The 20,963-nt window shown below is 71.4% G+C and carries 22 protein-coding genes; 10 read left to right on the forward strand and 12 right to left on the reverse strand.

What is annotated here, in order from left to right; all coding sequences use genetic code 11:
* Positions 1-40: 40 nt before the first annotated feature.
* A complete protein-coding gene (locus ACOJUF_RS08080; protein ID WP_420121344.1) occupies positions 41-1,060 on the reverse strand; it encodes a nitronate monooxygenase in 1,020 nt (339 codons plus the stop codon).
* A 218-nt stretch (positions 1,061-1,278) separates the two neighbouring features.
* Here ACOJUF_RS08080 and ACOJUF_RS08085 point away from each other — a divergent pair, with 218 nt between their 5' ends.
* Genes ACOJUF_RS08085 through ACOJUF_RS08100 form a run of 4 tightly spaced genes read left to right on the forward strand, consistent with a single transcriptional unit; the run spans position 1,279 to position 5,601 of the window.
* Positions 1,279-2,208, forward strand: coding sequence for a neutral zinc metallopeptidase (locus ACOJUF_RS08085; RefSeq protein ID WP_420121345.1), 930 nt, complete (start codon positions 1,279-1,281; stop codon positions 2,206-2,208).
* A 52-nt stretch (positions 2,209-2,260) separates the two neighbouring features.
* Positions 2,261-2,548: a hypothetical protein gene (locus tag ACOJUF_RS08090; protein WP_420121346.1), complete on the forward strand. Its 288-nt coding sequence runs from the start codon at positions 2,261-2,263 to the stop codon at positions 2,546-2,548.
* A 57-nt stretch (positions 2,549-2,605) separates the two neighbouring features.
* A complete protein-coding gene (locus ACOJUF_RS08095; RefSeq protein WP_420121347.1) occupies positions 2,606-3,508 on the forward strand; it encodes a DNA-3-methyladenine glycosylase family protein in 903 nt (300 codons plus the stop codon).
* Between the two features lie 56 nt (positions 3,509-3,564).
* On the forward strand, positions 3,565-5,601 hold the full coding sequence (locus tag ACOJUF_RS08100; protein WP_420121348.1) for an ATP-dependent helicase: 2,037 nt from the start codon (positions 3,565-3,567) through the stop codon (positions 5,599-5,601).
* Positions 5,602-5,641: 40 nt separating this feature from the next.
* On the opposite strand, the gene ACOJUF_RS08105 is transcribed toward ACOJUF_RS08100, so the two are convergent.
* Complete coding sequence (locus ACOJUF_RS08105; protein ID WP_420121349.1) at positions 5,642-6,076, reverse strand: MaoC/PaaZ C-terminal domain-containing protein; 435 nt, start codon at positions 6,074-6,076, stop codon at positions 5,642-5,644.
* Between the two features lie 183 nt (positions 6,077-6,259).
* Here ACOJUF_RS08105 and ACOJUF_RS08110 point away from each other — a divergent pair, with 183 nt between their 5' ends.
* Complete coding sequence (locus ACOJUF_RS08110; protein ID WP_420121350.1) at positions 6,260-7,618, forward strand: TrpB-like pyridoxal phosphate-dependent enzyme; 1,359 nt, start codon at positions 6,260-6,262, stop codon at positions 7,616-7,618.
* On the forward strand, positions 7,615-8,106 hold the full coding sequence (locus ACOJUF_RS08115) for a cupin domain-containing protein (RefSeq protein ID WP_420121351.1): 492 nt from the start codon (positions 7,615-7,617) through the stop codon (positions 8,104-8,106). Before ACOJUF_RS08110 ends, ACOJUF_RS08115 begins: the two co-directional genes overlap by 4 nt.
* 45 nt (positions 8,107-8,151) lie before the next feature.
* On the opposite strand, the gene ACOJUF_RS08120 is transcribed toward ACOJUF_RS08115, so the two are convergent.
* Positions 8,152-8,595: a DoxX family protein gene (locus ACOJUF_RS08120; protein WP_420121352.1), complete on the reverse strand. Its 444-nt coding sequence runs from the start codon at positions 8,593-8,595 to the stop codon at positions 8,152-8,154.
* A gap of 354 nt (positions 8,596-8,949) precedes the next feature.
* Between ACOJUF_RS08120 and kynA the strand changes: the two genes are divergently transcribed.
* The 3 genes from kynA to ACOJUF_RS08135 are packed head-to-tail and all read left to right on the forward strand — an operon-like array spanning position 8,950 to position 11,918.
* A complete protein-coding gene (kynA, locus tag ACOJUF_RS08125) occupies positions 8,950-9,819 on the forward strand; it encodes a tryptophan 2,3-dioxygenase (protein ID WP_420121353.1) in 870 nt (289 codons plus the stop codon).
* A complete protein-coding gene (gene kynU, locus ACOJUF_RS08130) occupies positions 9,816-11,039 on the forward strand; it encodes a kynureninase (RefSeq protein WP_420121354.1) in 1,224 nt (407 codons plus the stop codon). Before kynA ends, kynU begins: the two co-directional genes overlap by 4 nt.
* A gap of 9 nt (positions 11,040-11,048) precedes the next feature.
* Entirely contained in the window at positions 11,049-11,918 is an 870-nt protein-coding gene (locus ACOJUF_RS08135) for a PaaX family transcriptional regulator C-terminal domain-containing protein (protein ID WP_420121355.1), read from the forward strand.
* 46 nt (positions 11,919-11,964) lie between these two features.
* Here the strand turns inward: ACOJUF_RS08135 and ACOJUF_RS08140 are convergent, their stop codons facing one another.
* The 3 genes from ACOJUF_RS08140 to ACOJUF_RS08150 form a co-directional block, all read right to left on the reverse strand.
* On the reverse strand, positions 11,965-12,543 hold the full coding sequence (locus ACOJUF_RS08140; RefSeq protein WP_420121356.1) for a carboxypeptidase-like regulatory domain-containing protein: 579 nt from the start codon (positions 12,541-12,543) through the stop codon (positions 11,965-11,967).
* Positions 12,544-12,816: 273 nt separating this feature from the next.
* The gene (locus tag ACOJUF_RS08145; RefSeq protein ID WP_420121357.1) at positions 12,817-13,791 is read right to left on the reverse strand and encodes a trypsin-like serine peptidase; all 975 of its coding nucleotides are present in this window, start codon (positions 13,789-13,791) and stop codon (positions 12,817-12,819) included.
* A 338-nt stretch (positions 13,792-14,129) separates the two neighbouring features.
* Complete coding sequence (locus tag ACOJUF_RS08150; RefSeq protein ID WP_420121358.1) at positions 14,130-15,203, reverse strand: heme-binding protein; 1,074 nt, start codon at positions 15,201-15,203, stop codon at positions 14,130-14,132.
* 219 nt (positions 15,204-15,422) lie between these two features.
* Here ACOJUF_RS08150 and ACOJUF_RS08155 point away from each other — a divergent pair, with 219 nt between their 5' ends.
* A complete protein-coding gene (locus ACOJUF_RS08155; RefSeq protein ID WP_420121359.1) occupies positions 15,423-16,349 on the forward strand; it encodes a LysR family transcriptional regulator in 927 nt (308 codons plus the stop codon).
* A gap of 12 nt (positions 16,350-16,361) precedes the next feature.
* Here the strand turns inward: ACOJUF_RS08155 and ACOJUF_RS08160 are convergent, their stop codons facing one another.
* From ACOJUF_RS08160 to ACOJUF_RS08185, 6 genes are read right to left on the reverse strand one after another with little or no spacing between them, the layout of a single operon-like run.
* Positions 16,362-16,937, reverse strand: a complete 576-nt coding sequence (locus ACOJUF_RS08160) for a type 1 glutamine amidotransferase domain-containing protein (RefSeq protein WP_420121360.1) — start codon at positions 16,935-16,937, stop codon at positions 16,362-16,364.
* Positions 16,934-17,695 (reverse strand): hypothetical protein, encoded by a 762-nt coding sequence (locus tag ACOJUF_RS08165; protein ID WP_420121361.1) that lies wholly within the window; start codon positions 17,693-17,695, stop codon positions 16,934-16,936. The genes ACOJUF_RS08160 and ACOJUF_RS08165 overlap by 4 nt, the downstream gene beginning before the upstream one ends.
* The gene (locus ACOJUF_RS08170; protein WP_420121362.1) at positions 17,692-18,249 is read right to left on the reverse strand and encodes a type 1 glutamine amidotransferase domain-containing protein; all 558 of its coding nucleotides are present in this window, start codon (positions 18,247-18,249) and stop codon (positions 17,692-17,694) included. The genes ACOJUF_RS08165 and ACOJUF_RS08170 overlap by 4 nt, the downstream gene beginning before the upstream one ends.
* Positions 18,246-19,043, reverse strand: a complete 798-nt coding sequence (locus ACOJUF_RS08175; RefSeq protein WP_420121363.1) for a cupin domain-containing protein — start codon at positions 19,041-19,043, stop codon at positions 18,246-18,248. Before ACOJUF_RS08175 ends, ACOJUF_RS08170 begins: the two co-directional genes overlap by 4 nt.
* Before the next feature lie 41 nt (positions 19,044-19,084).
* Positions 19,085-19,777, reverse strand: a complete 693-nt coding sequence (locus ACOJUF_RS08180) for a DJ-1/PfpI family protein (protein ID WP_420121364.1) — start codon at positions 19,775-19,777, stop codon at positions 19,085-19,087.
* Between the two features lie 36 nt (positions 19,778-19,813).
* Entirely contained in the window at positions 19,814-20,479 is a 666-nt protein-coding gene (locus ACOJUF_RS08185; protein WP_420121365.1) for a hypothetical protein, read from the reverse strand.
* Between the last annotated feature and the right edge of the window lie 484 nt (positions 20,480-20,963).

Below are 20,963 nucleotides of genomic sequence, written 5' to 3' on the forward strand. Positions count from 1 at the left end.
CATCGCCGGTCGCTGCCTGAAGTACCCGGCGGGCGCGGGCTCAGACGGCGAGCCGGGCCAGGATCTCGGCGGTCGGACCGGACCGGGCGGACCGGTGGCCTGCGCCGGCCCACAGATGCACCCACTCCCGATCGCCGGCGGCCGCCGCCGCCCGGCGTAGCGGCCCGGTCAGGTGATGGACCGCCGGGTAGCCCAGCGGCGCCGACGCCTCGAAGCGGGTCACGAACTCGTTGACCAGCGCCCGCGCGGGCCGGCCGGTGAAGGCACGGGTGACCCGGGTCGGACCGGAGTGCTCGGCGATGGCCCGGCGGTGCCCCTCCGAGGTCCCGGCCTCGTCGGCCAGCAGCAGGGCCGTGCCGACGGCAACCGCGGTCGCCCCGGCCCGCCGGACCGCGGCGACGTCCGCCGCCGTGGCCAGCCCCCCGGCGGCGACCAGCGGCAGGCGGGTCGCCGCCCGCACCGCGCGGACGGTGTCGACCAGGGTGTGCGGGGGCGCAGCGGCCGGCACCGGGTCGAACACCGCCGAGTGGCCACCGGCGCCGGCGCCCTGGACGACGAGCAGGTCGACGCCCGCGTCCTGGGCCAGGCGGGCCTCCGCCGGCGTCGTCACGGTCTGCGCCACCGCACTGCCGGCGCGGTGCAGGTCGCGGACGGCGCCGGCCGGCGGCAGCCCGAAGGTGACGCCGACCAGGGGAACCGGCTCCGAGCACAGCAGCGCGATCTTGTCCGGCCAGCCGTCGTCGTCCTCGACCGGCCGGGCCGGCAGGGTCACGCCGAACCGGCCGGCGACCGGGGCGAGGTCGCGCGCGTACCCGGCGTAGGCCGCTGGGTCGACCCGCACCGGGTGTGGCGCAAAGAGATTCACCCCGAAGGCCGCCGTGCCGGCACGGACGGTCCGGATCTGCTCGGCCAACTGCGCCGGGGTGCGGTACCCGCCGGCCAGGAAGCCGAGGCCACCGGCCCCGGCGGCGGCCACGACCAGATCGGGAGTCGTCGGGCCACCGGCCATCGGGGCCGCGAGCACCGGCAGGTCCAGCGCCAGGTCTCCGATCCGGATCACCGGCCGATCCAACCACCCCGACGACCCGGCTCCGCGCCGCGCCCGGCCCGCCGGTGACGCGGCGTCCGCGCCTGAGCACCCTGGGCCACTCATCACCCTGTGTACTCGCAATCGCCCGATCGTGGCGCACGATCGGCCTAACCTGGGAGGTCGAGCCACCTTCGAGGCGTCCTGGGTACGCACGGTGATCGAGACGGAGATCCGGGGGGAGCATGCGGATGAGACGCGGTCCGGCCGCCGGTGCCCTCGTGGCGGTCCTGACGATGCTCACGACCGCGTGCGCATCGGTGACCGGCGGCACCGCGTCGCCCGTGGTGCCCGCCGCCGGCGCCGCCGCGATGGCCCCGGCGGCGGTCACCTCGCCGTCCACCGCGACCGTCGACCCGTCCGGGCCGGCGGAGACCCCGGTGGCGACCCCGGTGGCGACCCCGGTGGCGCAGCCCACCCCGGCCGGCTCCCCGGCCGTCCCCGAGCCCGCCACCGACCCCGGTCCTGCGCCCGACCCGGCGCCCGCGAACTGGGCCGACGCCACCGACGACGAGATCCGCGCCGCGGCCGGCGCGGCGACCGGCGCGACCGACCGCTTCTGGTCCGAGTCGTTCGCGGCCGGCGCCTCGTCCTGGGCGTCCGCCGGCCCGTGGTCACCCCCCGAGCTGTGGGGCGGCGACGGCTTCTACGACTCGGACACCGGATCGGTCGCCGACTGCGGGGACGGCAAGAACTACGTCGGCAACGCGTTCTTCTGCGGCAACACGACCTCCGGCACCGGCTTCCTGGCCTGGGACCTGCAGTTCTTCCACCGGCACCTGGACCTGGGCCGGACGATGGTCGACATGGTCATCGCGCACGAGACCGGCCATGCCGTGCAGGCCCGGCTCGTGCACGACGGGGTGGCGGGCGCGCTGTTCGACGGCAGCCGCCGCTACGAGCTGCAGGCGGACTGCCTGGGCGGGGCCGCCCTGGGCCGCGCGGTCCGGGACGGCTACCTGACCCTGCCGGCCGGTGCGCCGGACGAGATGCGGCGCGTCGCCTCCGCGTTCGGCGGCGATCCGGCCGGCCACGGCACGCCCGAGCAGCGCGACGCGTCGTTCCAGCGCGGGTTCGCGGCCGGCGACCCGGCCACCTGCCTGGCCGATCCCGGATCGTGAGCGGGCCGCACCGCACCGCAGGGGCCGCGGACGCCGGCGGCATACTGCCGGGATGAACGACCTCGCCCCCAGCCGCACCCGGGTCGGCTTCGCGCTCGCCGCCGTGGCCGCCACGATGATCGCGGTCGTCTTCCTGGTGCTGGGCGACGGTGCCGACTCGACCGCCGACGGGTGGCGGGGGCCGGTGCTCGAGTACGGCCACGCCGCGGTCTGGCTGCTGCTGGCCGCCGGCCTGGCCGTCGCGGCCGTGCGGCAGCGGTGGAGCCGGGCGTCGTCGGTGCTGTGCGGGGTCGCCGGCCTGGGCTACGTGGCCTTCCTGACCACGCTGTTCACCTCCTGAGGACCGCACCCCGAGCGCCGATCGGGGCTGTCGGACCCCGCCGGCAGGATGCCCGGCATGACGACATTCACGATCCGCCCGTCCACCATCTACTCCCTGCGGGAGTCCGCCGAGTTCGGCTTCGGTGGCCGCCCGGCGGACACCTTCGACGGGGTGATGCGGCTGGCGTTCTGCCTCGACGGCGACGGCGAGCAGGTCGGGGTCGAGCTGCGCCAGGACGCGGCGGGCACCGTGCACGGCACGGTCGACGGGGTCGGCGCGGACCGGGCGGACAGGGTGCGGGCCCAGGTCGCCCGGGTGCTCTCGCTCGATCAGGACGGCAGCGGATTCACCGACGTCGGCCTCCGCGACCCTGTGATCGGACGGCTCCAGGAGGCGGCGCCGGGCCTGCTGCCACCGCTGTTCTACTCCCCGTACGAGGCGGCCGTCTGGTCCGTGCTGTCCGCGCGGCGGCCGGCCCACCAGATGGCCCGGGTGCGCACCGAGCTGTCCGAACGGCACGGCCGGGTCTTCGACCTGGCCGGTCGCCGGGTGGCGGCCCTGCCCACGCCCGAGCAGCTGCTCCGGGTGGCCGAGTTCCCCGGCCTGACCACCGAGAAGATCGAACGGATGCACTCGATCGCCCGGGCGGCGCTACGCGGGACGCTGGACGCCGACCGGCTGCGCCACATCGGGCCCGAGGCCTGCGACGACGACATGCGGCGGCTCAAGGGGATCGGCCCGTTCTACGCCTCGCTCATCACCATCCGGGCGGTGGGCTTCACCGACGTCCTCCCGGCCGACGAGCCCATGCTGCTGGAGCTGATCGGCCTGCATTACCGCGTCGACGGCCCGGTCACCCGCGCGCAGTTCGAGTCCATCGCGGAACCCTGGCGGCCCTACCGCACGTGGACGTCCGTGCTGATCCGTGCGGCCTCGTCGCGGATCGGGGTGGTCGGCGCCCGACGGCGGGCCGGGTGACGTCCGCCGGTGCGTCGGCCCCGGCCGGCGCGGCCCGACCGGATAGTCTCGCACGCATGTTCGAGTCGGGGTGGGACGCCGGGCTGGACGACGCCCAGCTGGCGGCGGTGGTGCACGGCGACGGCCCGCTGGTCATCCTGGCCGGCGCCGGGACCGGCAAGACCCGCACGCTCACCGCGCGGGTGGCCGCCCTGCTCGACCGGGGCGTCCCGGCCGAGCGGGTCCTGCTGCTGACGTTCACCCGGCGGGCCGCCGACGAGATGGTGGCCCGGGCCGCGGCCCTGTGCACCCGCCCGGACGCCGGGCAACGGCTGCAGGGCGGCACCTTCCACGCGGTCGCGCACGCCGTCGTCGGCCGGCACACCGACGCGCTCGGCCTGCCGCCGGTGGTCAGCGTCCTCGACCGGGCCGACGCGACGGACGTGATGGACCTGCTGCGGCACGACCACGGCCTGGACGGCACCGACCGGCGGTTCCCCCGGGCCGGCACCCTGGTCGACATCTACTCCCGCGCGGTCAACACCGGGGTTCCGGCCCGGGCCCTGATCGCGACCGAGTTCGGCTGGGTGCGGCCGCACACCGATGCCGTGATGGAGCTGTTCCGGGCGTACGTCGGCCGCAAACGCGAGCGCGGGCTGCTCGACTTCGACGACCTGCTGCTGGCCTGGCGGACCCTGCTGGCCGATCCGGTCGTCGGCCCGCAGATCGCCGGCCGGTGGGACCACGTCCTGGTCGACGAGTATCAGGACGTCAACGCGACGCAGGTCGACATCGTGCGCGCGCTGCGACCGGACGGCTCCGGCCTGACCGTGGTCGGCGACGACGCCCAGGCCATCTACGGTTTCCGCGGCTCCGACCACGCCCACCTGCGCTCGCTCGTCCAGGACCTGCCGGACGTCACCGTGGTGCGGCTCGAACGCAACTTCCGCTCCCACCAGCCGCTGCTGGACCTGGCCAACGTCGTGCGGCCCGACCCGGCCGGCTCGGCCCACCGGATCCGGCTGCACTCGGACCGCACCGCCGGCCGGCCGGCCCGGCTGGTCCGCTGCCACGACGCGCCGGCCGAGGCCCGCACGATCGTGGACACCGTGCTCGCCGACCATCAGTCCGGGCGCCGGTTGCGCGACCAGGCGGTGCTGATGCGGGCGGCCGCCCACAGCGACCTGCTGGAGGTCGAGCTGACCGCCCGTGGGGTGCCGTTCGTCAAGTACGGCGGCCTGAAATTCCTGGAGTCCGCGCACGTCAAGGACTTCGTGGCGACCGTGCGGCTGCTGGACAACCCGCTCGACGAGGTCGCCTGGTACCGCCTGCTGCGGCTGCACGACGGCATCGGCCCGGCCCGGGCCCGCGCCCTGCTGGCGGTGCTCGCCGACCCCGACCGTCCGGTGGACGAGGACCGCCAGGCCGAGGCGGTGGCCGCCGCGCCGGCGATCGGCCGGGTCGCCCTGGCCGGCTCGCTGAGCCGGCTGGCGCAGGCCCGCGCCGCCGGCCGGATCGGCGACCGCGCCGCCGGGTGCCTGGAGGTGCTTCGCCCGCTGGTCACCGCGCGGTACCGCGACTGGTCGGCCCGGCTGGGCGACCTGGAACGGCTGGTCGGGGCGGCCGACCAGTCCCCCGACCTGGCCGCGTTCGTCGCCGAGCTGACCCTGGATCCGCCCGCCTCGACCAGTGATCTGGCCGGCCCGCCGAGCCAGGACGACGACTACCTGGTGCTGTCCACGGTGCACTCGGCCAAAGGGCTGGAGTGGCCGGTGGTGCACGTCCTGCACCTGGTCGACGGGTCGTTCCCGTCCGACATGGCGCTGGCCAAGGCGGACGGGATCGAGGAGGAGGCCCGCCTGTTCTACGTCGCGGTGACCCGGGCGGCCGACGAGCTGCACCTGTACGCGCCCCTGCGCATGCCGCACCACCGGCACGCCCGCGACGACCGGCACTCGCTGGCGCCGATCAGCCGCTTCCTCGACGCGGACGCGCTGGCCACCGTCGAGGTGGTCGATCTGACCCCGCCGCGGCCGGCCGCCGGCGCCGGTCCGGCCGGGCGGAACGCCGCCACCAGGGTGGCGCTGCCGGACCTGGCCGACCTGTGGGCCTGACCGGTCCGGCCGGCGGCGCCGGGATCAGGCCCCTCCTGGATCAGGTGCCGCGGCGCCGCACGTAGGCCTCGACGGTGGTCTGCAGGACGGGAACCCCGTCCGGACCGGCGAGCCGTCCGCGGGTCAGGATCATCGACCGGTCCGGCCGGGTCGTGGTGATCCGGTCGATCCACAGCGTTCCGGCCACCGTCAGGCCCGGGGTCAGCGGCGCGGGCAGCTCGGCGGCGACCCGCCGGCCGGCGATCACGGCCCAATGCCGGTAGGCGCCGAGCACCGCCAACCGCTGGTAGATCGCGATCGTGTGCACACCGCTGGCGATGACCTCGCCGAAGAAGCCCTCCGCGGCGGCGGCCTCGTCGATGTGGAAGACCTGCGGATCCCACTGCCGGGCGAACTCGAGGATCTCGTCCAGACCGACCCGGTAGGTCCCCAGGTCGAACTCGTCACCCTCGGTCAGATCCTCGGCGTACAGCATCGACCCACCCGTCTCCGGCCGGCCCGGGATGGCCGGACGGGCCGACGATACCGAGTCCCGGTTCCCCCGCCGGCGACCGCTCGCCCCCCGGCCGGTTCGCCCGGGCGTCCCCGAATGGCGCAACGGCGCGCGGGTAGCCTCACAGTCCTTCCAGCAGAGCGTTCAACGGCGAAGGCGGCACGCATGGCCATCCGGCAGCACAAGTACCTGCTCGACGAATCAGAAATGCCCACCAGCTGGTACAACATCGTCCCCGACCTGCCCGCACCGCCCCCGCTGCCGCTGCACCCGGGCACGCACGAGCCGGTCGGCCCGGCCGACCTGGCCCCGCTGTTCCCGACGGACCTGATCCTGCAGGAGGTCTCGGCCGAGCGGTACATCCCGATCCCGGACGAGGTGCAGGACGTCTACCGGCTCTGGCGGCCGTCGCCGCTGTTCCGGGCGCACCGGCTGGAGCAGGCGCTGGGCACCCCCGCCCGCATCTACTACAAGTACGAGGGCGTCTCGCCGGCCGGCTCGCACAAGCCGAACACCGCCGTGCCGCAGGTGTACTACAACGCCAAGGCCGGCGTGAAGAAGCTGACCACCGAGACCGGGGCGGGCCAGTGGGGCACCGCGCTGGCGTTCGCCTGCTCGCTGTTCGACGTCGAGTGCGAGGTCTGGCAGGTCGGCGCGTCCTACGACGCCAAGCCGTACCGGCGGACCGTCATCGAGACGTTCGGCGGCACCGTGCACCGTTCGCCCTCGCCGCTGACGAGCGCCGGCCGGGCCTTCCCGGAGGGGCATCCGGGATCGCTGGGCATCGCCATTTCCGAGGCCGTGGAGGTCGCTGCGGGGGCGTCCGATACGAAGTACGCGCTCGGGTCCGTGCTCAACCACGTGCTGCTGCACCAGACGGTGATCGGCGAGGAGGCGCTGCTGCAGCTGGCCAAGGCCGGCGAGAGCGGGGCCGACCTGGTCATCGGCTGCACCGGCGGCGGCTCCAACTTCGGCGGGCTGGCCTTCCCGTTCATCCGGGAGAAGCTGGCCGGGCGGCAGAACCCGGTGATCCGCGCGGTCGAGCCGGCGTCCTGCCCGTCGCTCACCCGGGGCGAGTACCGCTACGACTTCGGCGACACCGCCGGGCTCACCCCGCTGATGAAGATGCACACCCTGGGCCACGATTTCGTCCCGGATCCGATCCATGCCGGCGGCCTGCGGTACCACGGGATGGCGCCGCTGATCTCGCACATCTATGAGCTCGGGCTGATGGAGGCGATCTCCATCGAGCAGACGGAGTGCTTCGCCGCGGCGATCCGCTTCGCCCGGACCGAGGGCATCGTGCCGGCCCCCGAGCCGACCCACGCCCTGGCCGCCACCATCCGGGAGGCGCTGGCCTGCAAGGAGTCCGGGGAGGAGAAGGTCATCGTCACCGCCCTGTGCGGGCACGGCCTGCTCGACCTGGCCGCCTACGACGCCTACCTGACCGACCGGATGGTCGACTCCGGGCTCTCGGACGGCGATCTGGCGGCCGCGCTGGCGTCCGTCCCCGTGCTGACGTGAGTGGACCGGTGGCCGTCCCGGACGCCGCCGCGGAGGGGCGCGCCGTCGCCGCCGCGCTGGGCCTGGAGCCGCTGCCTTTGGAGGGCGGGCTGTTCCGCCGATCCTTCACCGGCAGCGGGGCCACCGCCATCCTCTTCATGCTCATCGGCGCGGACTTCTCGGCGCTGCACCGGCTGCACAGCGACGAGGTGTACTTCCACCACGGCGGGGCGCCGCTGCGCATGCTGCTGATCGAGCCGGACGGGACCCATCACGAGGTGCTGGCCGGCGCCGACGTCGTCGCCGGTCAGCACCCGCAGGTGCACGTCCCGGCGGGCTGGTGGCAGGGCTCGTCCACCGTGGGCGCGTGGAGCCTGGTGTCGACCGTGGTCTCCCCCGGCTTCGACTGGCACGACTTCGCGCTGGGCGACCGGGCCGAGCTGACCGCGCTCGCCCCGGCCGCGGCCGCCCCCATCGCCGAGCTCACCCGGGACGAACCGCCCGGGTGAGCCCCGCCGGCCGGCCAGCCCGATGCCCGGGCCGGCGCCGTGGGATCAGCGCTTGATCAGGGCGTCGACCGCGTAGCGGCCGCCGCCGGTCAGGGCCAGGGTCACCCCGACGCCGGCCAGCAGCAGGACGAACTCGTAGCCGCCGCCGGTGGCCAGGAAACCGTTGGCGCCGTGCACGAACACGATGGCGCCAATCATGGCCGCGGCGAAAAGGGCACCGACGACACGGGTACCGAGCCCGGCGATCAGCAGCAGACCGCCGGCGAGTTCGATCGTCGCCACCGCGGCCGCGCCGAACCCGGCCGCCGGGATGCCCATGGCAGCGAAGAACGCGCTGACGCCGTCGATCCCGTCGACGAAGAACTTCTGCCAGCCGTGCACGATCATGATCACGCCGGTGACGACGCGCAGCACCAGCAGGCCGGCCGCGGTGCCGGCGGCGCCGCGGGCCGAGGTCACGACGGGGGCGGACGTGGTCGAGGTGGCCATTCGAGAGCTCCTTGAAGGTCGGACGCGACCGCCGTTGGTCGACGCAGTGAATACTTGAACGTTCATCGATTCTGCGCGACGCGCCCACCTGACCGCAACCGTCCGACCGCATTCAGTGACTCTTGTCGCACCCAGCGTCACCCATCCCCGCCCCTCCCCCACCTCCTCGCTCCGCCCACCCCGGCTCACCCCGCCCGCGCGGATCAACAAGCCCTGCGCGGATCAACAAGCCCCGTGTGTGCCCCGTGGGACTGGAGTCGACGACTTCGTCCGTGCGGGGGCCTATCCTGAACCTAGCGTTCTCTTGACGTTCGTCACGCAGGCGCGATACGGTCAGGATCAGGAGGCGAGCACATGACGACGGCGCAGCAGAACATCCGCCCGCTCGAGGACGGCATCGAACGCGACCTGGCGGGCCTGAACTACGGCAGCTACCTGCACCTGGACGAGCTGCTGCACGCCCAGCAGCCGGTGTCCGACCATCACGACGAGATGCTGTTCATCGTCGTGCACCACGTCACCGAACTGTGGATCAAGCTGGTCATCCACGAGATCCGGTCCGCGATCGTCCTGCTGCGGCAGGACGAGCTCGGCCCCGCGCTCAAGCGGCTGGCCCGGGTCAAGCACGTGCAGCGGCAGATGATCGAGCAGTGGGCCGTGCTGGCCACGCTCACCCCGTCCGAGTACGCCCAGTTCCGCGGCGTCCTGGGCAAGTCCTCCGGCTTCCAGTCGGCGCAGTACCGCACGCTGGAGTTCCTGCTGGGCAACAAGAACCCGGCCATGGTCGCGGTGTTCCGGCACGATCCGGAGACGGCCGCGCAGCTCGACCGCGACCTGCACGCGCCCAGCCTCTACGACGAGTTCCTGGCCTACCTGGCCCGCCGGGGCTACCCGATCCCGGCCCGCCTGCTGGAGCGGGACGTGACCGCGCCGCACACCCGCGACGACGAGCTGGTGCGGATCTTCACCGCCGTCTACGCCGACCCCGAGCCGCAGTGGGACGTCTACGAGACCTGCGAGGAGCTCGTCGACATCGAGGACACCTTCCAGACCTGGCGGTTCCGGCACCTCAAGACCGTCGAGCGCATCATCGGCTACAAGCGCGGCACCGGCGGCTCGTCCGGGGTCGCCTTCCTGAACCGGGCCCTGTCCCTCACCTTCTTCCCCGAGCTGTTCGCCGTTCGTACCGAGATCGGCACCGACGACGTCAAGGACCTGCCGTGACCCAGATCGCCGCCTCCACCCGCGCCGCCGCCCAGGCCCTGGACGCCGCCGACCCGCTGGCCGCCTTCCGCGACCGGTACCTGCCGATGACCGACGACGTGGTCGCCTATCTCGACGGCAACTCCCTCGGCCGGCCGCTGGCGGCGATCGCCCACAGCTGGCAATCGTTCACCGAGCAGCAGTGGGCCGGCCGGCTGATCCGCGGCTGGTCCGAGGGCTGGATGGACCTGCCGGAGAAGGTCGGCGACGAGCTCGCCGCGGCCGCCCTCGGCGCGGCCCCGGGCACGACGGTCATCGCCGACTCGACTACGGTCAACTTCTACAAGGCGATGCGGGCCGCGCTGAACCTGCGCCCCGGCCGCCGGAAGGTCGTCCTGGACCGGCACAACTTCCCGACGAACCGCTACGTCGCCGAATCGCTGGCCCGGGATCTGGACCTCGACCTGGTCTGGCTCGACCCGCCGATCGAGGGCGGCGTCACCGCCGACGACGTCGCCGCGGTGGTCGACGACCAGACCGCGGTGGTCACGTTGAGCCAGATCGCTTACCAATCGGCCTATCTCGCCGACGTCCCGGCGATCACCCGGATCGCTCACCAGGCCGGCGCGCTGGTCGTCTGGGACCTGTGCCACTCCGTCGGATCGACCGAGATCGAGCTCGACGCCTGGGATGTCGACTTCGCGGTGGGCTGCACCTACAAGTTCGTCGGGGCCGGTCCGGGCGCCCCGGCGCTGCTGTACGCCAACCGCACCCATCACCACGAGCTCGACCAGCCGATCTGGGGCTGGCTGGGCCGGCGCGACTCGTTCGAGATGGAGCAGGGGTACGAGCCGGCGGTCGGCATCCGGGCGATGCTGTCCGGCACGCCCCCGCTGCTCGGCCTGCTGGCCGTCCGCGAGGGTGCGGCGGTCATCGCCGAGGCCGGCATCGGCGCGATCCGGGCCAAGGCCGTCGCGCTGACCGAGTTCACCCTGGCCTACGCCCACGAACACCTTGTCCCGCTAGGCTTCTCGATCGCCAGCCCGGCCGACCCGGAGCGTCGGGGCGGGCACGTCACCATCGCCCGGGCCGACGCCCGGGAGCTGTCGGCCCGGCTGATCGACGCCGGCGTGCTCATCGACTTCCGCGCGCCGCAGGGCATCCGGATCGGCCTGTCGCCGCTGCCCACCTCGTTCACCGAGGTGTGGGACGCGCTCGACGTCATCCGCCGGCTGGCCTGAGCCGCCGGCGTGACCGGACCGACCGGCTCGGCCGTCCTGCCGCCCGACCGGCAGGGCAGCCCGGGGTCGCTGATCGTGTCGTTCGCCGGGTCGTACCTGCGGCAGATCGGCGGCGAGATCGCCGTCGCCGACCTGATCCGGTGCCTGGCCGGGGTCGGCCTCGGTGATGCGGCCACCCGGCAGGCGCTCAGCCGGCTCAAGGCCCGCGGCTTCCTGACGCCGGCCCGGGTCGGCGGGCGGGCCGGGTACCGGCTGACCGAGGCCGGGCTGGCCGACCTGCGCAGCGGCGACCGGCGGATCTTCCACCGGCCCGTGGCCCGGGAGGACGACGGCTGGGTGCTGGCCGTCTTCTCGGTACCCGAATCCGAACGGGCCCAGCGGCACCGGCTGCGCAGCGAACTGAGCTGGCTGGGGTTCGGCACGGTCGCCGCCGGGGTCTGGGCGGCACCACGGCCGCTGGCCGACCCGACCCGGGCCACCCTGACCGCCGCCGGTCTGGACCGCTACGTCACCTGGTTCGAGGCCCGCCACCTGAGCCCGGTCGACGTCGGGCAGTGGTGGGACCTGCCGGCCCTGCGCGCCGCCTACGACGGGTTCCTGGCCGCGCACCGGGACGACCTCGCACAGACCGACCTGACCGACGAGGCCGCGTTCGCGACGTACCTGCGGGTCATCGACGCCTGGCGGGTCTTCCCGCGGATCGACCCCGGGCTGCCGGCCGCGCTGCTGCCCGCCGGCTGGCCCGCGGCCGACGCCTGGACGACGTTCTCGGGCCTGCACGACCGGTGGGCCGACCGCGGTCTGGTGTTCGTCCGGTCCGTCATCGGTGCCCCCGGCCGGTCGCACACGGCCGCACTGCGGCCCGGTCGTTCTCGGTGACAGCGGGCCCGGTCACGCCACCGGGGTAGGGCGAGATCGCCGTCGGTCATTCCCTCGGGAGCTGGAGGTCGGCCGTCGCCGAACCGGTCTCCGGCACTGAGATCTCGACCGATCTCTGCTGATACCCGTTGGCGGTGACGGTCAGGCGGTATCGCCCCATCGGCAGGACCCAGCTGTAGCGCCCCTGGTCGTCGGTGAACACGGCGACTTCGGGTATCGCCGTCGATGGGGTATCGAGCGACGTGGGAGTGACCAACGCTCCCGTCACCGGGCGCCCGTCCTGGTCGGTGACTGCGCCGTCCACACTCCGAGCCTGCGCCGTTCCCAACGCACCGACCGCGCCATCAGTCGACACCGGAGCGTCCTCACCGCCCGTCGGCCGCACGCTTCCCGCGGCGGCACTCGATGCCGCGCGATCACCGGAGGAGCCGATGCCGGACGCCGAGCCGGGCGGCTGTCCCACCGGATCGCGTCCCTCCCCGTCGCTCGACCCGGTCGCCCCGCTCGACGCGGCGCCACGTGCGGTCGACTGCCGGGTGTCCCCACCGGCCCCGGGGCTCACGGTCTGCGCGCATCCGCTCGCCAGGACACCGGTCATGACGCCCAGCCCGATCCACAGAACCATTCGATTTCTTCGCATCATCATCCTTTCTGCAGAACCCGGACCTTTTGACCTCAGGACGGTTGACGACCGATTGACGGTTGCACGAACCGGGGACGGACTCCGCTTGGATCGCCGGTCACCCGGGTGGGCATCAAGGGTCCGCACGGTCCGAATCCCGCGGGAGGTCGACGCCTCCCTGAACCGACATCGCGCTCCGTGGGCGACCACAGCACAGCGGACGGAGGCCTGCGCCCCCCGGGGCCGGCCTCCGTCCGTCCTGACTCCCCCATCCGTTCAGGCGGCGTTGCGCCAGCTGATGAGGTTGTTGAACACCGGCTCGGTGATGCGCGTGCCGTGATTGTTGGTACTGTGCGGCGAGCTCCCGTGGACGCCATAGGCGTGGATGGCCATCGAGCATTGGCCGACGCAGAACGACGATCCGGCCGCCCGGTTCTGGTACACCGGCGATCCACTCATCCCACCGATGGTGTCGTTCTGGTAGAAGATCTGCCGATCCTGCGTGACCCGGACCTGATCGGTCGAACGCCACAGGGTGCCGAATGCCTTGTCACCGGGGTAGCCGGAAATCGTCGTCGGCAGGCCGGTCAGCGAGGCCGACTGCCACCAGAAGCCGAACCAGCCGGTCGAGTTGCCGACGGTGCAGTTCAGCTTGAGAGCACCGTAATCGTAGCGCTCGTCACCACTGCTGACCCACCCGCTGACGCTGTGCAGACGCCTCGCGGTGCAGGAACCGTAAGGAATCGATGCGCCGTTCCGTCCGGGGTACACCCGGAATGTCCCGCCGTAGAAGGCACCGGTGCCGCCCGGCGCCACGCAGTGACCGGCGGTGGCGACGGTGTTGGAATTGATCATCCAGCCCGTGCACCAACCGTTTCCGTCCCGGGTGATATGGACGATCGCCCGGTACGGAAAGCTCGTCGTGGCCGTGATCTGCACCCGGTTGTCCGCCCCGATGACGGATTCCTGGCCATTCTCGGCATGCTCGACGGTGGTGCCGCTTTCGGCCGGCGGAGCACTCTCCGTGCCCTTCACGGTCACTCCCGTACCGGCGAAGGAGTTGACGCCACGGAGATTGGTGCTGAATTCGGGTGCGGTCGAGGTGGAGCCGTCACTCGCGACGGCCGTGTTCGGGTCGTTGCTCGGCTTCGGCTTCGAGCCGGCCGATGCCGGGCTCACCGTCATGACCAAGGCGGCACAGACGGTGATCGCGGCGGTGGCCGCCGCGGTGATCGTGCGCAATCGCTTCATCGCTCGTCAACTCCGATAGTAGGTTTCTGCACAGATTGGGAGATCATCGGACCTGGCGGTGCGCCGGTCCGGGGCACCGAGCCCGGCCCGGCGGTGACGTTCACCGGGCTGCGCCTGTCCCGCGAAGGGGCGCGGCGGCCCACGGGACGCCACCACGGGGCGGTGAGACTTCGTCATCTGGTGTCCGATCCATCAGTTCAGTGCCGGTCATCGACCGGCCACCCCTCACTCGTCGGCCTGCGCCGGTCGTCCGTCGCGCCCTGGGCGCAGGCCGGTTCGGGGCAGGTCGTCTCACCGATGCGCCGGGCCGAAGGGCGCAGGCCCGGGACCGGAATTCCCTATGCCTGGCTCGTCCCGGCCGAGTCGTCGCTCGGCAAGGTGGCGTACTGCATGTCCGGAACGTCGGCGACCTTCGCCATGGTGTTGATGCTGACGTGCGGCCACTTGATGCGACCCGGTCCACCGTCGAACCGCGGGAAGAAGTCGAGTTGGACGACCTGGGCGTACTGCAACAGGAACGTCGGGCCTCCGTGCTCGTCCCGCTCGGCAAGCTCATGGATGAAGAAGGTCGCCTTCATCTCGGATGCGTTGGCCTGCTTCACGATGAACGGAATGTTCTGGATGCCGGCGGCCGGCAGCGTGGTGTCGAACTCCAGGACGGTCGTTCGAATGATGGTGCGCCCTTGGATGGCGTCCTTCAGGAGTGCGGTCGGGTCCGTGGGGTCGAACAGACCTTTGAACGGATTGTCGTGGAAGTGCCGGTAAGGGGCGAGGTACGGGTTGGTGGGACTCTGGTCCACGCCCATGGGCAGTGCATTGATGAACGGGATGGTGGCCGCGCCGTCAACGGTGGACGCCGTCCCCAGGCCCAGAGCGGCGTCCCCGTGCGGAATCGTGGCCAGTCGCGCGATGTCGGGACCACCCTCGCCATTGGGATCGGACATGTTGAGGAACAGGCCGGGTTCATGGTGGATCGCCAGTCCCGGGCCGCCGGCCAGGCCGCTGTCCGGGAAGTCTTCAGCGGCGATCTGCGAGATCGACTGCTCGTAGTCGAGAGTGACGACGACCTGATCGCTGTTGACGGTGCTCGGCGAGGTTCCACGGACGCCGCGGTTGGGCACGGCCTTGTCGACGAGATTGAACTTCAGCTCCTCGTTGAACTGGTTCAGCAGCAGCCGGAACCCCGGCCGTGAACCTGTCGATGGGTCGGCGCCCGGACCGGCCTCGGGCACGGCGACCGGCAAGGCGACCGGCAAGGCGATCATGTTCCATCCGCGGCCCGGCAGCCCGGGAAGGTTCGCCCAGACGCCCGGAAGCTCCTTGAACGGGCCAAGGTCCCTGTCCCCGGTGACGGCGGGACCGATGGTCCGGCCGCGGAGCTCGAGTTGACGTGCGAGGCTGGCGGTCAGCATGATCGACTCCTTGACGGATAAGGGATCTCGTCCCGACCGGGAATCGCTCGGCGGCTCGTCCAAGCGGCTCGATCATGGTTGGTCGAGGTGATGAATGCCGGCGACGCTCCCGGTTGCCTCATCGAGATTCGTCCTTTGGCTAGTCGGGACTCTCCAAAGATGTCGGCTTTTCGCTATAATGTCCAATAAAGTCCGACCAGCCTTGCGATCAGGATTCTGATGGACCACTCGATCGATCTGGACCTCGTCAGGACCCTGGTCGAGGTCCACCGGACGGGGAGCATGACGGCCGCGGCGGTCCGGCTGGGGATGTCCCAGCCGGCGGTGACCGCACATGTGAGAGCGCTCGAGAAACAACTCGGTCGAGTGCTTTTCGTCCGCCAACCGCGCGGTGTGACGGCCACTCCCTTTGCGGAGATGATCGCTGGTGAGGCCACGCCGCACGTCGACGCGCTCGACCGTCTGATCTCGGCGCCGCCGCCTGACCGGGACCCGGTGGCCGGGCATGCGATCGCGATAGGCGGGCCCGCAGAGTTCTCGACGGCGTATGTCGTGCCTGCCCTTGCGCCATTGGTGGCGCGGGGTCTGAGTGTGCGCTTCACCCTCGGCCTGCCAGAGGATCTGGTGGAGTCGCTGATCGCCGGGCATATCGACCTGGCGATCCTGACGGTACCGGTGCGACGGCGGGGGGTCACGCTGACGCCGCTGTGCGACGAGGAGTTGATCTTGATCGGGGCACCGCCGAGGGCGGCGAGATTGGCGCCCCGGCTGGCGAGCAATCCCTCGGACGAGGAACTCACCGCGGAGCCGCTGATCGCCTACGGCGAGCACATGCCGTTGATCCGACGCTATTGGAACCTGGTGTTCGGATCGCGTCCCACCGGACGCCCGGCGATGGTCGTGCCGGACTTGCGGGGCGTCCTGACCGCCGTGTCAGCCGACGCCGGAATCGCAGTTGTGCCAGCCTATCTCGGTCGGCCGGCGGTCGAGCGCGGGGAGGTCGCGCGGCTGATGTCGCCGGCGTTGGCTCCGATCAACACGCTGTCGTTGGCGGCGTCCGGCCGGGCGATGGTTCAGGCGCACACCGCGGTTGTTCATTCGTTCCTGACCCAGGCAGGGCGCACGTGGGGAACGGCGACCGACTGAGCCTCGCCGCGCTCAGCTCAGCGGCAGACTGCCTCGGGAACGGGCGTCCGGATCGTCCGCCCGGTCGTCGAGAACGGCGAGGATCGCGTCGGCGAACACGTCCGAGTCATCCGGCCGACGGCTCGTCACGATGGGTCCGTCCCTGACCACCGGCGCATCGACCCACACCCCGCCCGCGTTGCGGACATCGGTCCGAACTGACGCCCATCCGGTGAGGCGGCGGCCGCGAACGGCGTCGGCTTCGACGAGCAGCCACGGACCGTGGCAGATCGCCGCCACCGGACGATCCGCGGCGATCATCGCGCGAAGGAATGCCATGACCCCGCGATCGATGCGGAGGCGGTCCGGCGAGTGACCGCCCGGGATCACCACCGCGTCGAAATCCGCCACCGTGGCCTGGGCGGCGCCGAGCGCCACCGGTACGACGTCGGCTCCATGCTTGCCGACGATCGACGAGTCCGCGACCGGGCCGACGATCACCGGCTCGTGCCCGGCGCGCCGGAGACGGTCGTAGGGGACGCCGAACTCCGTCTCGTCGAATCCGTCGGTCATGAGGAATGCCACGCGCCTGGCCCTGCGTCCGGTCATGTCCGGCTCCCGAGGTCCAGCCGGCGGGCGGCCTGCTCGATCGACAGCGGTGTCACGCCCATCGTCCGGGCCTGGATCCGATGCTCCGTCGTTGAATATCCCCAGCCCGCCCAGGAGGATCCGTAGCCGGCCCCCCGCGCGTCGAACACGTTGTCCAGGCTGTCGTCCACGAGGTGGACGCGATCGCGTTCGACCTCTTCACGGGTGGCGATGGCGGCCAAAGCGCCCAGCTTTTCGGTCCGGTCGCCGAAGACGCGGTCGGGGTCAATCTCGACGTCGAATGATCCGATCAGGTCCACCACCGACCTGACATCGCGGGCGGTCACGATGTAGCCGCTCCGGGCGACGGTTTCGACAAGAGGTCGAACACCGCGGTACACCTGGTGCAGGGCGAGCCACGACTCCGGTCGATTCCGCCTGATCTGTCCTCGATAGTCGGTGACGCGGCCGATGAAGCCGGCGATCTCGCGTTCCGGGATCGTCCGGTAGACCGCGTCGAAATCCCGCCGGCTGGTGATGGTCCCGGAGGATCGGACGGCGACGAGAAAGTGCCCGAGGCTGCGGGCGTAGCCTCGAAGCTCCCGGAATCGGCGGCGGAACGGCTCGGGGATCGACCGGAAGGTCGACGCGTCGAAATCGAGCGGGGACCACCCGTGCTGGCCCGCCCAGCTCACGGTCGCGCACTCCCGCCGGCTGTCGCAGATCACGCCGTCGAAGTCGAGGGCCAGAACGGCATCCCTGGTCACCGGCGCCATCACGATGCGATTCTGCGGGGGGCCGTCGCGACGCGTTCCGTTTCGTGCAGGACTGCCCGCATGAACGTGCCGACGTGACCGTAGTAGGAGCACGTGATGATGTTCCCGTCCACCACCACCTCGGCGTCCTCGACCAGCGCTCCGGAATTCACCATGTCGTCGCGCAAGCCCGGGTAGGCGCACGCCCGGCGGCCCTTCATCACCCCGGCCGAGATCATGATCCACGGACCGTGGCACAGGCCGGCGACGATCTTGCCCTGCTCAGCCATCGCCCGCACGAAGGCCAGGACGGTTCGGTCCTGGCGAACGCGGTCCGGGGCCTCGTGTCCCCCGGTGAGGACGACCAGGTCGTACGTCGCCGGATCGAGGTCGTCGAACGAGATCAGTGGCGCCGCCGTCTTGTCCATGGGCAGCGGGACCCCGTACTTGCCGGCCACGGCGCCCGCGGCTTTGGTGGCCACGTCCACGTGATGGTGCGCCTCGCGCAGACGGTAGTAGGTGTAGACCACGTCGTGGTCCTGGAAACCCGGGCCGGTGATGATGACCGATCGAGTCATGGGTTGCCTCCGATGGCAGATGAGGTGGACAGGTCCCGGTGTCCCGGCGCCTGGTCGGCACGGGAGCGGGTGATGGTGAGATACAGGCCGTCGTGCTCGGCCGCGGTGGGCACGAGCCACCCCGGCAGGACCACGACCGTGTGGTTCAGTGCGGTGGCGATGTCGAGCGACACGGCGAACGCCAGCTCGAGGCAGGGACGGCTGACCAGGTCGAGGCCGGCTCTGATGGTGAACTCGAAACCGTCCAGCGATGCGTTCTTGCGCAGACGCCCGCCCGGAATGAGCGCGGACGCCTGCAGCTCCGGAATGGAGGCGAGGCGTTCGGTCTCGTACTGAGTTCCGGTGCGACCGTAGCGGTCGTGCGATCGGACGAGATCGAGTTTGTTCCTGGGCACTTCCACCTCGATCAGGTCCAGGGCCCCGTCCCCGGCGTTCCGCGTGCCGTGGAAGACACCCGGCTCGAGAATCACGAGGTCTCCGGCCGACACCGTCTGCGCACCCTGCAGCGTCCCGAGGTGGGCCGAGCCGGCCAGGCAGAGCAATGCGGTCAGTTTGCGCGGATGGCAATGGGTCGAGGTTGCCTCGCCCGGATCAAGGCGCAGCTTCCAGACGTCGTAGAGGTCGTCAGAATACACCCGGAACTCGTGGCCCCACGGCTTCGGGATCAAGTCGTTGAGGTAGCGGTGGTCCGGTAGGTCCACCTGCTCGGCCCGCAGGGCCGTCGATGCGGTCCGCAGAGACGTTTGCAGAGTATCGAGGTCGCGCGGTGAGCGCGAATACCGGGTCGATCCCATGTCGTTCCTTCGTGAGCGTCGGGTTTGCAACGAGCTCCGGTTCAGGCGGCCGCCAACCGCTCTCGGGTGTCGATGAGCAGGGACATGGCGTGTGGCACGGAAGCCGTGTTCTGCGCCGTGATGACCCCGGCGTCGGACATCACGTGCGAGAGCCAGTTCGGCCCGGCACTGTAGTGAGCGCCCGCTGCCCTGAGACGATGCTCCGTGGAATCGATCCCGATGCAGTGGTGGCCGAGGGCTCGATCCTCCGCGGAGCTGCGCCCGGTCATTCGCAGACCGGCGATCCGCGGAATGCCGTCGGGTCCGACGACCTGTGCCAATGCGGCGGCGCCTTGGTCGATGGCGACGACCGTTCGGCCGGCGGACAGGGCCCGGTCGAGCATTCGCACGAGCCGCTCGTCGGTACGAAGGTCGACCAGAACCCCGGCACCGCCCAGGAGGACGTACGCCTCGAAGTCGCGATCGAGGTCGGGGAGCCCGACGCCGGTGGCAGCGATGTCGCGGGCACCCGACCATTCCTCCGACAAGCTCCCGGAATGCACCGGGACGGGGCCGCCCGACGGCGACGCCAGCGTCATCTCCAGCCCGGCTTCGACGAGTGATCGGTGCACCATGCCGAGTTGGGTCGCAGAGACGCCGGTGGACCCGTCGAGGTCGTGGTCGTCGCCGACGATCGAGCACGACGTCGCGACGACAAGCGTTGTCATCATCAGCAGTTGCCTTCCTGATCGCATTCTGGTTCGGATGAACGCCCGGACCTCGTCCGAGGGTCAGGCAGCGGCCTGGTCCGCCGCTTCCTTCCGCTTCTCGATGAGAGTGATCAGGTCGTGAAGCGGCTTGGTGCCCGCACCGATGATCAAGGCCGTCCCCAGGACCTCCATCCAGAAGTACGGAACCGGGATCCCGACGGTGGACAGCAGGTAGAAGCCGAACGAACCGCTCGCCAGCGCGGCCAGGCCGGTGGCCAGACCCCAGAAGAGGATGGTCTTCTCGGCGGTTCGACGGGCGTCCTTGGCCTTGGCCCCGGCAGCGGACTTGACCGCCTCGGCGACCTCCGCCTCGCCGATCGACGGGTCGGCGGCGGCCATGCGGGCAGCCTGCATCGTCGTGAGTGCCGCGCTCCTTTCCTCGTCCCCGATCCCGAGGAACAGGGCGACCGGCTCGAGGAGCCGCTCCAGGGCCTGAGCGCCGACGAAGAAGACAGCGAAAATGGTCAGTCCCTCGACGAGGGCCGGAGTGGTGGCGGGTGGAAAGGTGGTGTGCGGCAGGAACTCCGACGCGACGAACACGCAGGCAGCGACGAAAGCGCCCGCGATGAGCACGACGGCCCATGTCGGACTCGTTGGCTCGGTCGAGCTTTCGCTGAACGGGGCCGCGACGATGCTCTTGTCGTACGGGTCGGTGGTCCGGTTGATGACGGAAACGGTGGCGACCATGTGATTCCTCCAGGGGCCGTCGAGGTGGCTGGTGCATGGGTGCGGGACGGGGAGCCCGGCCGGACGGCGTGTCCGTCGGGGCCCCGGGGTCAGCGGGAAATTGGATTCCGCCCATTCCGGGGGCGGTACCGAGTTCCGGGCCGGCGTAGCCCGGAGGTGCTGGTCGTACCGAAAAGCAGATGCTCGAGCGGGCCGATTTCCGCTCGGACGGGAAACGGCCCGGCCGGGTGCGCTCAGAGAGCAGCCCGAATGTTTCCGGGGCCGGCCCGGGCGGTCATCACCGGTGGTGGCTCAGCTGTCCATCGCGTGCCTCCAGTAAGAACCCGACGCAGCCGGTCGGCTCACTCGATCGTGTCGAACCATCCGGTCGAGGTCATCATTTGTCCGGATGATCCCTTCCGTCCGACCCCGGGAGGACGGAGCGCATCACCCTCGCCGCGCGATCGGTGGTCCTCACCGATCACACAGTTCGTTCCGCATCGAT

Origin of the sequence: Nakamurella sp. (genome assembly GCF_048594475.1) — a bacterium.
Lineage (GTDB): Bacteria > Actinomycetota > Actinomycetes > Mycobacteriales > Nakamurellaceae > Nakamurella.